This window comes from Thioalkalicoccus limnaeus, from assembly GCF_041197575.1.
Lineage (GTDB): Bacteria > Pseudomonadota > Gammaproteobacteria > Chromatiales > Chromatiaceae > Thioalkalicoccus > Thioalkalicoccus limnaeus.
In genome coordinates, this window is record NZ_JBDKXB010000047.1 from 1 (window position 1) to 13,663 (window position 13,663).

14 protein-coding genes and 2 pseudogenes are annotated in these 13,663 nt (G+C 65.5%); 13 read left to right on the top strand and 3 right to left on the bottom strand.

Annotation, left to right across the window (positions count from 1 at the left end; all coding sequences use genetic code 11):
- Positions 1-391: 391 nt before the first annotated feature.
- On the bottom strand, positions 392-1,462 hold the full coding sequence (locus tag ABC977_RS17445) for a GlxA family transcriptional regulator (protein WP_369668555.1): 1,071 nt from the start codon (positions 1,460-1,462) through the stop codon (positions 392-394).
- Between the two features lie 131 nt (positions 1,463-1,593).
- Between ABC977_RS17445 and ABC977_RS17450 the strand changes: the two genes are divergently transcribed.
- Entirely contained in the window at positions 1,594-1,989 is a 396-nt protein-coding gene (locus ABC977_RS17450) for a hypothetical protein (protein WP_369668556.1), read from the top strand.
- A 407-nt stretch (positions 1,990-2,396) separates the two neighbouring features.
- Here the strand turns inward: ABC977_RS17450 and ABC977_RS17455 are convergent.
- Positions 2,397-3,412, bottom strand: a pseudogene (locus ABC977_RS17455) (transposase).
- A 964-nt stretch (positions 3,413-4,376) separates the two neighbouring features.
- Here ABC977_RS17455 and ABC977_RS17460 point away from each other — a divergent pair.
- The 10 genes and pseudogenes from ABC977_RS17460 to ABC977_RS17505 form a co-directional block, all read left to right on the top strand.
- The gene (locus ABC977_RS17460; RefSeq protein WP_369668557.1) at positions 4,377-5,405 is read left to right on the top strand and encodes an endonuclease; all 1,029 of its coding nucleotides are present in this window, start codon (positions 4,377-4,379) and stop codon (positions 5,403-5,405) included.
- A 198-nt stretch (positions 5,406-5,603) separates the two neighbouring features.
- Positions 5,604-5,900: a hypothetical protein gene (locus ABC977_RS17465; protein WP_369668558.1), complete on the top strand. Its 297-nt coding sequence runs from the start codon at positions 5,604-5,606 to the stop codon at positions 5,898-5,900.
- Between the two features lie 339 nt (positions 5,901-6,239).
- The gene (locus ABC977_RS17470) at positions 6,240-6,485 is read left to right on the top strand and encodes a type II toxin-antitoxin system Phd/YefM family antitoxin (protein ID WP_369668559.1); all 246 of its coding nucleotides are present in this window, start codon (positions 6,240-6,242) and stop codon (positions 6,483-6,485) included.
- Positions 6,482-6,904 (top strand): type II toxin-antitoxin system VapC family toxin, encoded by a 423-nt coding sequence (locus ABC977_RS17475; RefSeq protein WP_369668560.1) that lies wholly within the window; start codon positions 6,482-6,484, stop codon positions 6,902-6,904. The genes ABC977_RS17470 and ABC977_RS17475 overlap by 4 nt, the downstream gene beginning before the upstream one ends.
- A gap of 16 nt (positions 6,905-6,920) precedes the next feature.
- The gene (locus tag ABC977_RS17480; RefSeq protein ID WP_369668561.1) at positions 6,921-7,199 is read left to right on the top strand and encodes a hypothetical protein; all 279 of its coding nucleotides are present in this window, start codon (positions 6,921-6,923) and stop codon (positions 7,197-7,199) included.
- Positions 7,200-7,265: 66 nt separating this feature from the next.
- The gene (locus tag ABC977_RS17485; RefSeq protein WP_439849208.1) at positions 7,266-7,814 is read left to right on the top strand and encodes an SNF2-related protein; all 549 of its coding nucleotides are present in this window, start codon (positions 7,266-7,268) and stop codon (positions 7,812-7,814) included.
- Positions 7,804-8,319, top strand: coding sequence for a hypothetical protein (locus tag ABC977_RS17490; RefSeq protein WP_369668562.1), 516 nt, complete (start codon positions 7,804-7,806; stop codon positions 8,317-8,319). The genes ABC977_RS17485 and ABC977_RS17490 overlap by 11 nt, the downstream gene beginning before the upstream one ends.
- A gap of 14 nt (positions 8,320-8,333) precedes the next feature.
- Positions 8,334-8,897 (top strand): helicase-related protein, encoded by a 564-nt coding sequence (locus ABC977_RS17495; protein ID WP_369668563.1) that lies wholly within the window; start codon positions 8,334-8,336, stop codon positions 8,895-8,897.
- The gene (locus ABC977_RS17500) at positions 8,897-9,565 is read left to right on the top strand and encodes a hypothetical protein (RefSeq protein WP_369668564.1); all 669 of its coding nucleotides are present in this window, start codon (positions 8,897-8,899) and stop codon (positions 9,563-9,565) included. The genes ABC977_RS17495 and ABC977_RS17500 overlap by 1 nt, the downstream gene beginning before the upstream one ends.
- 691 nt (positions 9,566-10,256) lie before the next feature.
- Positions 10,257-10,634: pseudogene (locus ABC977_RS17505) on the top strand (SOS response-associated peptidase family protein); the annotation flags it as partial.
- A 50-nt stretch (positions 10,635-10,684) separates the two neighbouring features.
- Here ABC977_RS17505 and ABC977_RS17510 read toward each other — a convergent pair.
- The gene (locus tag ABC977_RS17510; RefSeq protein ID WP_369668565.1) at positions 10,685-11,179 is read right to left on the bottom strand and encodes a hypothetical protein; all 495 of its coding nucleotides are present in this window, start codon (positions 11,177-11,179) and stop codon (positions 10,685-10,687) included.
- 194 nt (positions 11,180-11,373) lie between these two features.
- On the opposite strand from ABC977_RS17510, the gene ABC977_RS17515 reads away from it, so the two are divergent.
- Together ABC977_RS17515 and ABC977_RS17520 are read left to right on the top strand one after the other, a co-directional pair.
- Positions 11,374-11,859 carry a CYTH domain-containing protein gene (locus ABC977_RS17515; RefSeq protein WP_369668566.1) on the top strand — a complete coding sequence of 162 codons (486 nt, stop codon included), beginning with the start codon at positions 11,374-11,376 and terminating at the stop codon, positions 11,857-11,859.
- On the top strand, positions 11,856-13,451 hold the full coding sequence (locus ABC977_RS17520; protein WP_369668567.1) for an ABC transporter substrate-binding protein: 1,596 nt from the start codon (positions 11,856-11,858) through the stop codon (positions 13,449-13,451). Before ABC977_RS17515 ends, ABC977_RS17520 begins: the two co-directional genes overlap by 4 nt.
- Positions 13,452-13,663 lie beyond the last annotated feature (212 nt).

Sequence of the window (13,663 nt, forward strand, 5' to 3'; positions counted from 1 at the left end):
CCCCGGCCCGGTGCGGTGGCACGGCGCTCCTGGGCTTCGGCTATCGTTCTGGAAGGCTTGTGACAGATGCACAGACACCAATGGCGATAAACTCACGCCAAAACGCCCGCCATCACGGGTGGACAAATCGTAGCGAAGCGGAGGTTTGGACATCAGGTGCATGTGGGCTTTCCGCGGACAACATGCCCGTTGTCCCTGCAACCCCCTCTCGAACACACCCGTACCGGGAGACCGCCCGGCAACGGAGCCTTCGCAGAAGACATGGAAACCGTTACGGGGCAGTCGCCGGCGCCGGCACGCTCCGAGCATAAGGCTCGTCAAAAGTGAAACAGGTATCCTGTCCCCGCATACGCCGAAGGTTGCCGTGGTCCGACACCATCGCATCCGCCACTCAGCCCACAGTCCTCATCCCCGGCATGTGGGCCGTCTCCCCCTGTTGCTGCGCCAGTGCCCTGCGCAGCGTGCCGAAGCGCCGGCGGTACTGCGCCGGCGTGATGCCGACCTTGCGCCTGAACAGCCGCCCGAAGAAGCTCGCGTCCTCGTAGCCCACCTCATTGGCCACGGCCTCCACGGCCATGTCCGTCGTCTCCAGCAGCTGCTTGGATTCCTCCAGGCGCATCGTATGCACGTACTCCAGCGGTGACATGCCGGTGGCCCGCGCGAAACGCCGCTTGAACGAGCGCTCGGACAACCCGCTCCTGCGCACCATCTCGGCCACGGGGGTGTCCAGATCGTAGTGCTGCGCGATCCACTCCTGACAATCGGTAATGACGGCATCCCCGGCCTGGCGGTGACGGGCAAGCGCCGCGAAGGGCTGCTGGCCGACGTGGTGCCAGTCCACAAGATGCAGCCGTGCCACGTGCATCGCCTCCTCGACGCCGAAAAAGCGTGCGATCAGGAACAGCGCCAGGTCCTGCCAAGCGGTGCCGCCGCCGCCAAGAATGATCTGCCCCTCGCCCGCGATCACCAACGCCCGGTTGGGATGCAAGCGCACGGCCGGACAGCGCGCCGCCATGGCGTCGCTGTAGGCCCAGTGCACCGTGGCATCCTGACCGTCGAGGAGACCGGTCTCGGCGAGGATCATCGACCCGGTACAGGAGGTGGCGAGAAGCGTTCCCTCGGCGTAGCGCTCCCGCAGCCAGGCCACTTCGAGCGGGTAGCGGCCGGCGATGTCCTCGCCCGGCGCGATCATCAGGCCCGGCACCACCACCACGTCCACGTGCGGGCAGTCGGCCAGCGAATGCCCCGGCGCAATGGTCAGCCCGCTTCGGCTGCGGATGGGCCGTGCGTCCGCGGAGACGATCAAAGGGCGAATCAGTGGCTCGCCCGAAACACCGTTGATGAGCAGATCCCAATCCCGCCGGGTCGAGCCCAACATGTCGTACATGCCGTAGAGCGTGGAGGCCATGGACTCCGGAACCGCCAGCAGGGCTACTGTGAGCCCCTCATGTGGATTCGTCATGGCCGATCCGTCCGTTTTCTGCCCTGAATGACTTTAGTGTAGACCAGTCCCGGTGGTTAACGTGTGCCCAACATGGCCCCCAAAAGGGCCATGGAACGTCAACCCACGGCACCGAAACGAGGGGCACGACCATGACCTACGCAATGCGGACGGAAACCCTGTTCGACGCCGGGTGCGTTTGGTCCGGGATCGTGAGTCCTGAGCGCCGGGCCGTTACCTGCCGCGTTATGCGGTTGATTGATCAGGAGGACAGGACCATGAAAACCCCATTTGCGCTTCTTCCGCTGGCAGTTCTGCTCATGGCCGCAATGCCGGTCAAGGCCGACGCGCCGGCGCCGGCCACCTTGAATGCTTCGGATGACCAGTGCTTTCACGGCCCCGATCTGGTCGACTGCGCCGTCAAACCGGACATGGATCAGGCAAGGGCCAACGATCAGTGCTGGCATGAATCGAATCTTGTCGATTGCGCAATCACCCCCGACACGGTGACCGCGCGCGCGACAGGTGGAACAACGAGTCCGCGGTGACCGTCACTCCCGGGGTCCCGCGGGCGGGGATCAGCACCCGCGAGACCCCTCGGAGTTGATGCGAGCCGGGAGATCAGCAGTGAAAGCAAGATCAGCAGGAGTGAGCTGGTTGATTCATTTTCCGATGGACCGTCGTGAACAATGCCATGAGGGTCACGACCATGACACGATACATACCGGCAATTGCAATACTCACACTCGGCGCCTTTCTGGCTTCCGCGTGAGCCGAGCCGGTGCCCGGCGATGACGACAAGGCCAGGAACTGGCAGATCAGCCGCCTGCTCAGCCCGAGCGAGAACCAGTTGAGGCTGGAGCGACAAGGACGGGTCTACATCTATGACGGACGCGAGCGAGGACACCCAATTTCTTCAGTGTCACCTCGCCATCATCCTGTTCGCAACACGTGGTCAGCCCGGCACCTGATAAAGCCGCTGGGCCTGACCCAACCCCTTGAGAAACCGCCGCCCGAGACGCTCGGGCGCCTCGCGGAGTCGATCGACGTGCCCAAGCGCCGCCACGTGGTGGCCCCGTCCACCCCGCCTGATATGACAAAGGTAGTGCTCGGGGCTGAGATTGAGCCGCGCAAGAATCGGCGGAAGGTGTCCCGGAATGGCGCCACGCTTGTCCTCCCGGATCGCCCGCCCGGCCCAGTCCACCAGCTGCAGGTAGTCTTCGAAGGTGAAGGAAATGTGGTTGGGGTGATCCCCGGCGGACGTGCCGTCGAGACCCATCAGGTGCGGCCCTTGTGATGCGTGCCTGTCAGGTGGGTGGTTCCCGCCTGATCCGGCGTACTCGGCGATACGCTGCCGGATGGAGGTGAAGTCGGATGCTTCCGGGGTTTGGGCCACACCTGCACGCACCGGATTGAGATCCACATAGCTCATGCAGGTCAGCACGGCGGCCTCGTCCAGAAGGGCCTGGCTCTTGAACCGGCCCTCCCAGAAACGCCCCTTGCAGCCGTCTTCCTCGTTGGCCCGGCGGGCCAGATGCTCGTTGAGGCTTCGCATGAACCAGGACAGGTCACACAGGCGCTCGCGCCACCCGGCGATCAGGGCCCGGGCCTGCTCGGCCTCGGCGGTCGTGACCGTCTCGTCGGCCCGGTAGCGGGCGACCAGCACGGGCAGTGAGAACAGGCGCGCCCAGCGATCCATGATGTCTTGTTCCGACCATGCCAGTGCCTGCTCTCGGTCCAGGCGCACCACCAGGTGGTAGTGGTTGGACATCACCGCGTAGGCGCAGATATCGACCGCAAAGACCGCGGCCAGCGTTTCCAAGCGCTCCAGCACCCAGCCCTTGCGGTCCTCGTAGCTCTTTCCCGAGAACGAATCCTGTCCGCACAGATAGGCCCGGCGCACGCAGCGCGCGATGCAGTGGTAGTAGGGGTAGTTTCCGGATGAACGAGTTCCCTGCTGGCTCGGGTCATAGGAATGCTCCTTATTCCTTGATTGGATTGACGAATCAGAGGCTAGGCGGTTCGGGCGGGGGTGTCAACAGAATGGTGGATGTCCTCTTCCCCACTCTTCAACAGTGAGTGCTAACTTATAAGCATTCATCCGCCGTGCGCAGCATGGTGGATAAATGTCTGTTGGACTAAGCCGCCCGTCAGGCTGGCACGGAACGATCTATAGGGAAATGTATTGCGCGCAGTGGCCGCGGCGGAGTGCGCTGAGCACCGGCGCGGGCGGAAATGATGTCCGGCGGGGTCTCATCAGCCATACTTTCGCTCCCTGTGGCGTCTGAGTTGTGGCCATTCTGGCGCCATTTTGGTGCAAGATCCAGCCGCAGGGCGCACGCCACCGCAGCCCCTCGCGGGGCTGTCGGTCGGGACTGCCTCTAGCCATGTTGCTTCAGGCTGTGTTTATGAGGGTGCCTCCGGCGGCTTCCAGCCCTGGCGGCGCGGGGGCAAGTTGCGCGATCACGTGCAGGCGGCCCTGTCGGCACTTGGCGCAGGGGTAGCCGGCAGACGACGCACTCCCCGGCCCGGCGCGGTGGCACGGCGCTCCCGGGCTTCGACTGGCGCTCTTGGAAGCGAAGGAGCGTGGCCTGTCACGGCCCTGGCTTCGCGGCACCGGCGCTCGCGGCAGCTATTCGATGCAGGCTGTAGCCGCCAGCGCCGGTGCCGGCCAGGCCCGCGCCAGGCCCCGACCTGTTCTCATCCGGGGTGTGCCCCGGACCCCACAGCCGCTACGCGGGTCGCTATGCTCCAAAAGGTCACGGCCTGTTTGGATTACTCCCATCCCCTCAAGAGGCCAGGGCGCCTGACGGCGCCTGGCCAAAGCCCTCCGCCTCCCACTGAGCAGCTCCTCGAGCGCGCTCCGCATCCACTATTCGTCGCCGATCTCTGCTAGAGTGCCGCGGTTTCGCACCGCTGTCGCCGTACCCGCCGCATGCCTCGCCGCCCGACGAAGAAACCCCGCGCTCGGACCACCCGAGCAAAGGCCGCCCGGCCTGGTCGTCTGCGCCGCCTGATCACGCCCGTCATCCTGCTGACCCCGGTCCTCGCCGTCTCCTGGCTGCCCGCCTCGCTCATCACCGACTGGCCCGAGCACGGGCAACGCGCCGTCGCGATCGCCCGCGATATCCGCGAGCTTTTGACCGACCTCGTCCGCGATACGGGCCACGGGGCCTGGAACGGCGTGACGGCGATCACCGAGCTGTCGCTCGCCGATCTCGGTGGCGACGTCAGCGATTGGGTCGCCCACCGCTGGCCGCTTGGCACCTCGGGTCCGGCACCCGACGGTTTGCCGCGGGTGGCCGAGAGCTTCAGCAGCACCCGAGGGCTCCTCTACGACACCGTCTACAGCGGGCGCTGGACGACCTTCTATTGCGGCTGCCCGTTCGATCGCGATGGGCGCACCGATCTCGCCCGCTGTGGTATCGAGAGTCTGGCTGGTCAGGCGCGCGCTGGGCGCGTCGAGGCCGAGCACGTCTTCCCGGCCTCGCAGTTCGGCCACTACCGGCCGTGCTGGCGCGATCCGGGGACCTTCCCGGAGTGCACGACGGGGAGCGGGCGCCTGTCCGGACGCGCCTGTTGCGAGCGCGTCGATCCGGTCTTCACCGCCGCCTACAACGACCTGCACAACCTCGTGCCCGCCGTCGGCGCGATCAACGCCGCCCGCTCCAACCACAACTGGGGCCGCCTCTCCTCGGGGCAGACCTTCAACCCCTGCGAGATCCGCATCGACGCCGGCCTGCGCCGTGTCGAACCACCGGCGGCCGTGCGCGGCGATATCGCCCGGATCATGTTCTACATGCGCGACACCTACGGCTTTCGGCTCAGCCGCCAGGACGAGCAGCTCTTCGCGGCCTGGAACAACCTCGATCCGCCCGACGCTTGGGAGATCGAGCGCAACCGCCGAATCCGCCGCCTCCAAGGGGCCGGCAACCCCTACGTCGAGCGCTACCAGAGGATGTGATCAGCCGTGCGCCACCACGGTGCTGACCATTTTCTGGTCGAACTGATGGAAGTTCTTCCGGGGCTGTTCGTTACGATCGGATAACGGGCGTTATCCACAGGTTCGACCACAGCCAATGTGGATGGTGATCGACGGTCGTGCGCCCGACCCCCTCGAGATGATCTAGACTCGGGATCGGCCGAAATCGAGATCCACGCCATGGAACCCGACGATCCCAGTGGTCAGCCGCTCGAGCCGAGCAGCGCCCGCCGGTGCCAGCACCGGACCTGCCCGGCCTGCCGCTCACGACAACTGGCGTTGGTCCTCAATCCCGGATCGCCCGTTACCCCGTCCGTTCTGGCCGCCCTCGAGGACGGTCGCGCGGTGATCCCGGACGCACCGCTCCCCGTGCCGCGGCCGGCCTGGCAATGCCTGGAGTGTGGTGCCTGGGTCTACTATCACGCGGAGGACGAATCGGCCGCGACGCCAGGCGAGCCGTCGGCGCATCGGCACTGATTCGAGCGCACGAGAAGCCAAACAACGACGGCCCCGCCTCGAGGCGAATCGTCCAAGGACATCCACGACCTTTTGTGCCACCACCTGGGCGATGAGGGGGCGATCTTCGGCAGGGCCTACGACATCCCGTTGCGCTTGGTTGCCCGAGACCCGGGTGTACAGGAGCAGGTATTCCGGCCCTGAGGGGTGCAGACCCGCTGTCGCTGGCGGGAATCGGTCAAGGTAGGGTGCGTCGCCGGAAGGCCGGGCCCTTTGGAATCCTGTGCCAGGCGCCGCAGTTTGTCGTACAGCCAAATCCGACCGATACTTCTGCCCCAGCCCACCCACCGGACCCCCGCCATGAAGGTTGCGACTGTCGCCAAAGCCAAGTCCCACTTGTCCGCGTTGATCGACGACGTGGAGTCGGGGACTGAGGTGGTCATCACCCGTCGCGGCAAGGCCGTTGCGCGGCTGGTCCCCGAGCCAACCAGGGAGCCGACCGCGCCGGAGACGGTCGGCTGGGAGGCGCTGCACGCCTGGGTGGATGCGGCCCCGGCCGTAGCCGCGGCGAGGGTCGCGGAACTGCGGGACCGCGACCTCCTGTGATTTACCTCGACACCTCGGTCCTGGGGGCCATCTTTTTTCGGGAGCCCGATGCGGCGCTCGTGCTGAGCCAGATCGAGGCGGCGCGCCACGGCGGGCTCATCATCTCCGCCTGGACCTTAACCGAGATGGCCAGCGTCGGGGCCATCAAGGAGCGGACCGGCGTGCTGGACCGCGCGACCCGCCGACAGGCCCTTGCCCTCTTCCAGCGCTTCGTGTCGTCCAGCCTGGGCATGACGGAGATCGAGCCTGCCGATTTTCGCGCCGAGGCCTTGTTGATGGACGGTCCTTGGCCCTTGCGGGCAGGCGACGCCCTGTATCTGGCGGTCGCCAAACGGCTGCCGGCGGACCTGGCGACCCTTGATCGCCGGCTGGCAGACGCCGCACCGGGCTGCGGCATCGCGTTGCTCCCGGTGGGCTGACCCTAGCGCTATCGCAATGTACGAGAAGGATCGACAGGTTCAGCACCCGCGCTTCGGCACCGGGACCGTCATCCTCGATCAGGGCGCGACGGTCATCGTGCGATTCGGCGACCGCATCGAGTCCTGCGAGACCGCGACCCTGACCCGGCGTATCGCCCTGGCCGAGGCGGCCCGCCTGGGCCATTGGTCCCCGGCGCTGGACGTCACGCTCAAGGCGCAGGCGGCGGCGATCCGCTCGCTGAACGATTCCTGGGGGGTATCTTCTCGCTCCCGCATCCACCTCCTGCCCCATTAGCTCTGGGTGTGCCACCGGGCCTTGCAACAATGGCCGATGCGGCTGTTGATCGCGGACGACGTAGGATTGAGCAAGACCATCGAAGCCGGGCTTATCCTCTGGCCCTTGCTCTCCAGCGGCAAGGTCCGGCGCCTGTTGATCCTCACCCCGGCCTCCTTGGTCGAGCAGTGGCAGTACCGGCTGCGTACCTTGTTCGACATCCGCCTGTCCATGTACCGCCCAGAGGTTGACACGCCCAGGGCCGACTTCTGGAGTACCCACAACCAGGTGGTCGCCTCGCTGCCGACCCTGCGCAGCGACCGTAAGGGCCGGCATGATCGGATCCTGGATGCGCAGCCCTGGGACATGCTGATCGTCGATGAGGCCCACCACCTCAATGCCGATGTGGAGACCGGCAAGACCCAGGGCTATCGATTCGTCGAACGCCTGGTGACCGAGGACCGGGTCCAGTCCTGCCTGTTCTTCACCGGCACGCCACACCGAGGCAAGCCCTACGGCTTCTGGTCCCTGATGCGCCTGCTCCGACCCCCAACGTCCCGAGCACGAGCAGTTGCCCCTGCTCCGCCAGACGTTGATCTGGAACTTCAAGCAGAAGGTTACGGACATGGCGGGTAAGCGGCTCTTCCAGCCTGTCGTCAATCGCCCGGAGACCTACAGCTACAGCGAGGCCGAGGCGGAGTTTTATCGCCTCCTGACCCGGTTCATTCTGGCCGGCAACGCCTATGCCTCCCGACTGGATCAGAGCGGGCGAAGCCAGGTGGCCCTGGTCCTGATCGCTATGCAGAAGATCGCCTCGAGCTCCGTGGCGGCCATCCGTGCGGCCCTGCGCAAGCGCCCCGCCAACATTGAACGAGATGTTGCGAAGTTCCGGGAAGAGCAGGGAAGTGTGGCACGTCCCGAGGACGACGAGGACGAGGAGCTGTTCGATGCCCTGGATCGCTGGGCGAATCGCGAGAAGTTCCAACTCATGGAGGACGAGTTCCCGCACCTCAAGGCGCTGCTTGATGCGGCCGAGGCCATCGGGGAGGAGAGCAAGATCCAACGCATCGGCGAGATCATCGATGCCGCTTACCCGGCTCCGTCCTGCTCTTCACCGAGTACAAGGCCACCCAGGCCCTGACGGTGTCGACCCTCATGGCGCATTTCGGTCAGGGGGCCGTCGGCTTCATCAACGGGGACGACCGCCAGCCGGGCGTGCGCCTGCCATCCGGCAAGGAGGTCGTGCTCACGGGTAGCCGAAAGGCGAGCGCGGAGGCGTTCAACCAGGGCCAACGGCGGTTTCTCGTCTCCACCGAGGCCGGCGGTGAGGGTATCGATCTCCAGGCGCGCTGCCACACCTTGATCCATGTGGACCTGCCGTGGAATCCGATGCGCCTGCATCAGCGAGTCGGGCGCCTCAATCGTTATGGACAGACGCGGCCCGTCGAGGTGGTCACGGTCCGCAACCCCCACACCGGCGAGGCTCGGATTTGGGGCAAGCTGGAGCAGAGGCTCGGCCACATCATGGAGGGCCTCAGTCATGCCATGGATGAGTCGGAGGACCTGATGCAAATGGCGTTGGGCATGACCGGGCCTGCCTTCTTCAACGGGGTGTTCGCGGAGGGGCAGACCGTCGGTGCCGACCGGCTCGACGCCTGGTTCGATGCGAAGACCGGGAATCTCGGGGGCGGTCTGCCATCTCTACTGTCTTGGACCTAGTGGGGCATTGCCAAAGCTTCGACCTCTCCCAACTGGACGACGTACCGCGCAAAGACCTCCCCGACCTCATCCCCTTCTTCCATGGCATGCTGGTGCGAAACCGCCGACGGCCGGAGCGGGACGATGGCGTCTTTAGCTTCAAGACGCCGGAGGAATGGCTCAAGGCCCCGGGTATCCGCTCACGGTATGAAGGGCTGATTTTTCGCCGTAATCCCGGCGACAACGAGGAGGCGAAGCGGATCGTTGGGGTAGGCCACCAACTGTTCGACCGGGCGCTGTCCCAGGCGGGCGAATGGGAGGGGTCCCTGACTCGACTCAGGGATCTTCGCTCCCCATTGGCGGTGTTCCAGTTCCAGGACGCCGTCACCGGCCAGAATGGGCAGGTGCGTCAAGTCGTTGCCGGCGTCACCGCGCATGACGACGGCAAACTGGTACTGGTGCGGGATGAGGTGGTATTGGAAACGCTCAACCAACTCAAACTCGGGGCATGGGACTTGGGCGACCCATTGGAGCATGCTGTTCCGCAATCGCTGACTTCCTGGCTGAACGAGGCGAGAGCGCACGCCATCGCGGCGCTGGACGTTCTGCGATTGCCCTTTGTGAAGCCACTAATCGGCGACTTGGCCTTGTTCTGGCCTGAGACGAGCGACAAAAGTGGCCAGCGATGAGGGGCAAGTAGGTTCATCCTGCGTTGAGACGCCGGAGTCGATCTCAGCTAGGCCCGGTGGCGGCTTTCTATTCCCTTCCCGCCAGTCGGCCGCGAGCGGTTAGTGTCTGCATTGGGTCGTTTGCGGTTCCCGACCTAGTCGCTCGGTCCCGAGACACGGCTACCCTCAAGGAGCGTGGCCTGTCACGGCACCTGATCGATGAACGCGACCGGAGCGAGGACGCCGGCGAACCGGCCGGGGCGCGGCACGGCGCACCAAGTGGACGAGCACCCTCCGGGCGCCGACAATCACGCGCTTCCCTCGACGCCAGCGATCAGCAACATGCCAAACGGACGGACCGACGCCTTCCCGGTCGCGACACCAGCCCTCCGGCGCTGGATTGCGGCCCTGCCCGCTGCGGTCACGATCGGCCGGGATCCCGATCGTGGCGCGATCCACAGGGACGATGCACCGCGTAGGATCGACGGATGCGAACACCCCGTGGCCGCGGTCGAGGAGCCGCCGAGCCAGGTAAGTCCAGTACGGTGCATCGACTCCCCATGGCTGTTCTGGCAGCCTATTTCAGCGACGTCCGCCTCAACATCTTCGCTTGCATAGAGGACGTGTGCGAGAGGACCGGCGTCACGCCCGCGAGCCTTTTCGCAAGCGCCGCGGCCTGATCCCGGCCGAGGGCCTCTAAGAGTGGCAGGCCCAGCCGGGCACCAAGATCAAGCAGCCCTATTTCATTTCCCGGAGCGATGGCGCGCCGATGGCCATGGCGGGTCTCTGGGAGCGCTGGAAGGATCCAGATGGCGACGAGGTCATCGAGTCCTGCACCATCCTCGTGACCTTCGCCAACAAGCGCCTGGAGCCGATCCACGACCGCATGCCGGTACTGCTCGACCCGGAGGACTTCACGGCCTGGCTGGATCCGGAGACCCAGGACCGGGAGGCCCTGAAAAGGCTGCTCGGGTCGTATTGGTGGCGCGCTTTCGCTCCAACCGCTCGCGTAACGCCTGAACGACGGCTGCTGTCTTCGTCTCGCTTGCGAGGAAAGCCACACGTTCGGCCTCCGCGCGGCGTGCGTTAATGGCGGAGACTGATCAAGGCACCTGGCCGGCGATCCCGCGGCTCGATTATTCAGGATTCGGGCAGCGACACGTCGTCGTCGCCGAGTTGTTTCTCGGTCTTGGAGCTTATGCGCATATAGAAGGCGAGCGCGACGACCATCAGCGAGATCATGGCGAGCAACGCGGCAGGATAGATAAGGAGGGTCAGGTCCTCGCTGCCGGCTTTGAAGACGAAGACCAAGGCCTCCAAGGTCAGGGCAATGATGATGATGACGAGAAACTTGGTCAGGGTTTTGCGTGCCTCGGTTGCGGAGCGGAGTTCACGATCCCGAAGGACTTCCTCCTCCATCAGATACTTGGCGACATCCAATACCGCCAGCGAGACCACGACAAGACCGATGCCGTCGAGCATCGAATGCGTTAAGGGTTCTCCAGCGCGAGCCGAGTCCCAGACGTCGAGTCCAGCCACCACGATCATCGCGATACTGATCAGGGTCAAGGCGATGCTCGCTAGCGCATAGATGACCCGAGAAAAGAGGTGGTAGGCCGCCGACGTGCGTTTCATCGAGGATTCTTTCATCGGTCGGAAGCATAGCATGGCCGGTGCGGCAGGATGCTGGGAGGAACGCAACCGCTACGTTCGTGCGCAGCAGACACCCGGTGTGGTCATGCGCCGTTGGGGTGGGGCTGGTCTACAATGGCGGGACTTTGTGACGATGGCCGGTCAGTCGTTGAGCCCGCTCTGGTAATGTGATCGCGATGGCGATTGAGATCGAACGCAAGTTTCTGGTAGTCGGCGCGTCATGGCGCCGTGCGGCCGAGTCCGAGATCCTCCTCATGCAAGGCTATCTGACCAACCAGGCCGGCGTTACGGTTCGTGTGCGCGTGGCCGGTGGACAGGCGTTCCTGACGATCAAGGGTGCGACCTTGGGGGTCCGTCGCAGCGAATTCGAGTACCCGATCCCGGTCGCCGATGCCACCGCGATGCTGCATGAGCTCGCGGTCTCCCCACCGATCGAGAAGACACGCTATCGGGTCCGCGTGGGGGGGCACGTCTGGGACCTCGACGTCTTCGCCGGTGCCAACGAGGGACTGGTCATGGCCGAGATCGAGCTGACGGCCGAGGACGAGGTCTTTGAACACCCGGCCTGGCTCGGTGCGGAGGTCAGTGGCGACCCGCGTTATTACAATGTCAATTTGGCGCGGCATCCTTACCGAAATTGGTTGCGGGATCCGGCTCAATGAACAGATCGATGTCGCGCGCGCCGGCCCGTGATCGGGCGGGTCCCGCTAATCCAGCAGCGTGTGCGGTTCGGGGTCGGCTCGGTGTCGTGCTCGTCCTGGTGTCGCTGCTGATCGGCGCCTGCACGGCGCCGGATCCGGAACCGGTCGACGCCCCGTTGCGCCTGGCCCTGATCAGTCCGCCGCGGAATCTCGATCCGCGGCTCGCGACTGACGCGGCCTCGGAGCGGGTCAATCGACTCCTTTATCGCCGCCTGATCGAGTTCGACGAACGCAGCCTGCCGGTGCCATCGCTCGCGAGTTGGGAAGCACTGACGCCGACCCATTACCGGTTCACGCTCGGGGAGGAGGGCCGGGTCTTCAGCGACGGCACGCGCCTGACCGCCGCCGATGTCGTGGCGACCTATCGATCGATCCTGGATCCGGCGAGCCTGTCGCCGCACCGGGCAACGCTGAGCCTGATCGCGTCGGTCCAGAGCGAGGCGCCGGAGCAGATCGATTTTCATCTGGATGCCCCGGATCCGCTGTTTCCAGCCTATCTCGGGATCGGCATCTTGCCGGCGGCGCGCATCGAAGCGGGGCACGGTTTTGCGCGGGCGCCGATCGGCAGCGGTCCGTTTCGCCTGATCGATTGGCCCGAGCCGGCGCGGCTGCGGCTCGAACGGCGGCGCGACGGCCAGCCCTTCGAGCTGATCGGCGTTCGGGATCCGAATGTCCGGGTCATGAAGCTGTTGCGCGGCGAGGTCGACATGCTGCAGAACGACCTGTCGCCGGAATTGATCGGCTACCTGCGCCGGCGCGACGAGGTCCGGGTCGAGCGCCGCGACGGCGTCAACTATTCGTATCTCGGCTTCAACCTCGAGGATCCGTCGACCGGCCGCAACGAGGTACGCCAGGCCATCGCGGCCGCGATCGATCGCGATGCGATCCTGGCGTATCTGTTTCAGGGTGGGGCGCGGCCCGCGGCGGGACTGTTTCCGCCGACCCATTGGGCCGGCGCCGACTTCGAGGTGCCGCCGCATGATCCGGCCGGGGCGCAGGCCTGGCTGGCACGTATCGGCCATGGTCCGGAGAATCCATTGCGCCTGATCTACAAGACATCGAGCGACCCCTTCCGACTGCGGTTGGCCGCCGTCATTCAGGCGCAGTTGGCCGCGGTCGGGATCGACCTGGAGATCCGCAGCTACGATTGGGGTACCTTCTTCGGCGATGTACAGGCCGGTCGTTTCCAGCTTTATGGCCTGACCTGGGTGGGGCTGCGCACGCCGGATATCTTTCGTTACGCTTTCCACAGCGCGGCGACCCCGCCGGACGGCGCCAACCGCGGTCGATACCGCAACGACCAGGTCGATCGCCTGATCGACACGGCCCGGCAAGAGCCGGATCTGGAGATCCAGGCGGAACTCTATCGACAGGTGCAGCGCCAGATCCTGCGCGATCTGCCCTACATCCCCCTGTGGTACGAAGACCAGGTCTTCGTCGCGCGGCGCGAGGTCGAAGGCTATCGGCTCGCCGCTGACGGCAACTACGACGGGCTCGAGCGCGTCGCGCGCACCGCGCCCATCGCCGCCCGCACGATCGCGTCGCGCGACTGAATGGATGCGATGCATCCGGCCGTTTCTCGTCTCGCTGAGTCCGCGCGCCTCGGGTGGCGCGGGAGGCCGACAAGAACGAGCCGGTAGCCAGGCCTCCGCGATTGCCGTTGGAGACACCGAGCGACGACCAAAGCGCCCACATCCGTCGAGCACCGATTCGCCGGCCATCGGCCAGTACGGCGTTGCCGACCAGGTCGAGCCTCTTCGCTATT

What these genes read in the sequence shown, in the direction of transcription:
- ABC977_RS17445 (WP_369668555.1), bottom strand. Translation starts at nt 1,462, where the DNA reads ATGACGAATCCACATGAGGGGCTCACAGTAGCCCTGCTGGCGGTTCCG.
- ABC977_RS17450 (WP_369668556.1), top strand. Translation starts at nt 1,594, where the DNA reads ATGACCTACGCAATGCGGACGGAAACCCTGTTCGACGCCGGGTGCGTT.
- ABC977_RS17460 (WP_369668557.1), top strand. Translation starts at nt 4,377, where the DNA reads ATGCCTCGCCGCCCGACGAAGAAACCCCGCGCTCGGACCACCCGAGCA.
- ABC977_RS17465 (WP_369668558.1), top strand. Translation starts at nt 5,604, where the DNA reads ATGGAACCCGACGATCCCAGTGGTCAGCCGCTCGAGCCGAGCAGCGCC.
- ABC977_RS17470 (WP_369668559.1), top strand. Translation starts at nt 6,240, where the DNA reads ATGAAGGTTGCGACTGTCGCCAAAGCCAAGTCCCACTTGTCCGCGTTG.
- ABC977_RS17480 (WP_369668561.1), top strand. Translation starts at nt 6,921, where the DNA reads ATGTACGAGAAGGATCGACAGGTTCAGCACCCGCGCTTCGGCACCGGG.
- ABC977_RS17490 (WP_369668562.1), top strand. Translation starts at nt 7,804, where the DNA reads ATGGCGGGTAAGCGGCTCTTCCAGCCTGTCGTCAATCGCCCGGAGACC.
- ABC977_RS17495 (WP_369668563.1), top strand. Translation starts at nt 8,334, where the DNA reads ATGGCGCATTTCGGTCAGGGGGCCGTCGGCTTCATCAACGGGGACGAC.
- ABC977_RS17510 (WP_369668565.1), bottom strand. Translation starts at nt 11,179, where the DNA reads ATGAAACGCACGTCGGCGGCCTACCACCTCTTTTCTCGGGTCATCTAT.
- ABC977_RS17515 (WP_369668566.1), top strand. Translation starts at nt 11,374, where the DNA reads ATGGCGATTGAGATCGAACGCAAGTTTCTGGTAGTCGGCGCGTCATGG.
- ABC977_RS17520 (WP_369668567.1), top strand. Translation starts at nt 11,856, where the DNA reads ATGAACAGATCGATGTCGCGCGCGCCGGCCCGTGATCGGGCGGGTCCC.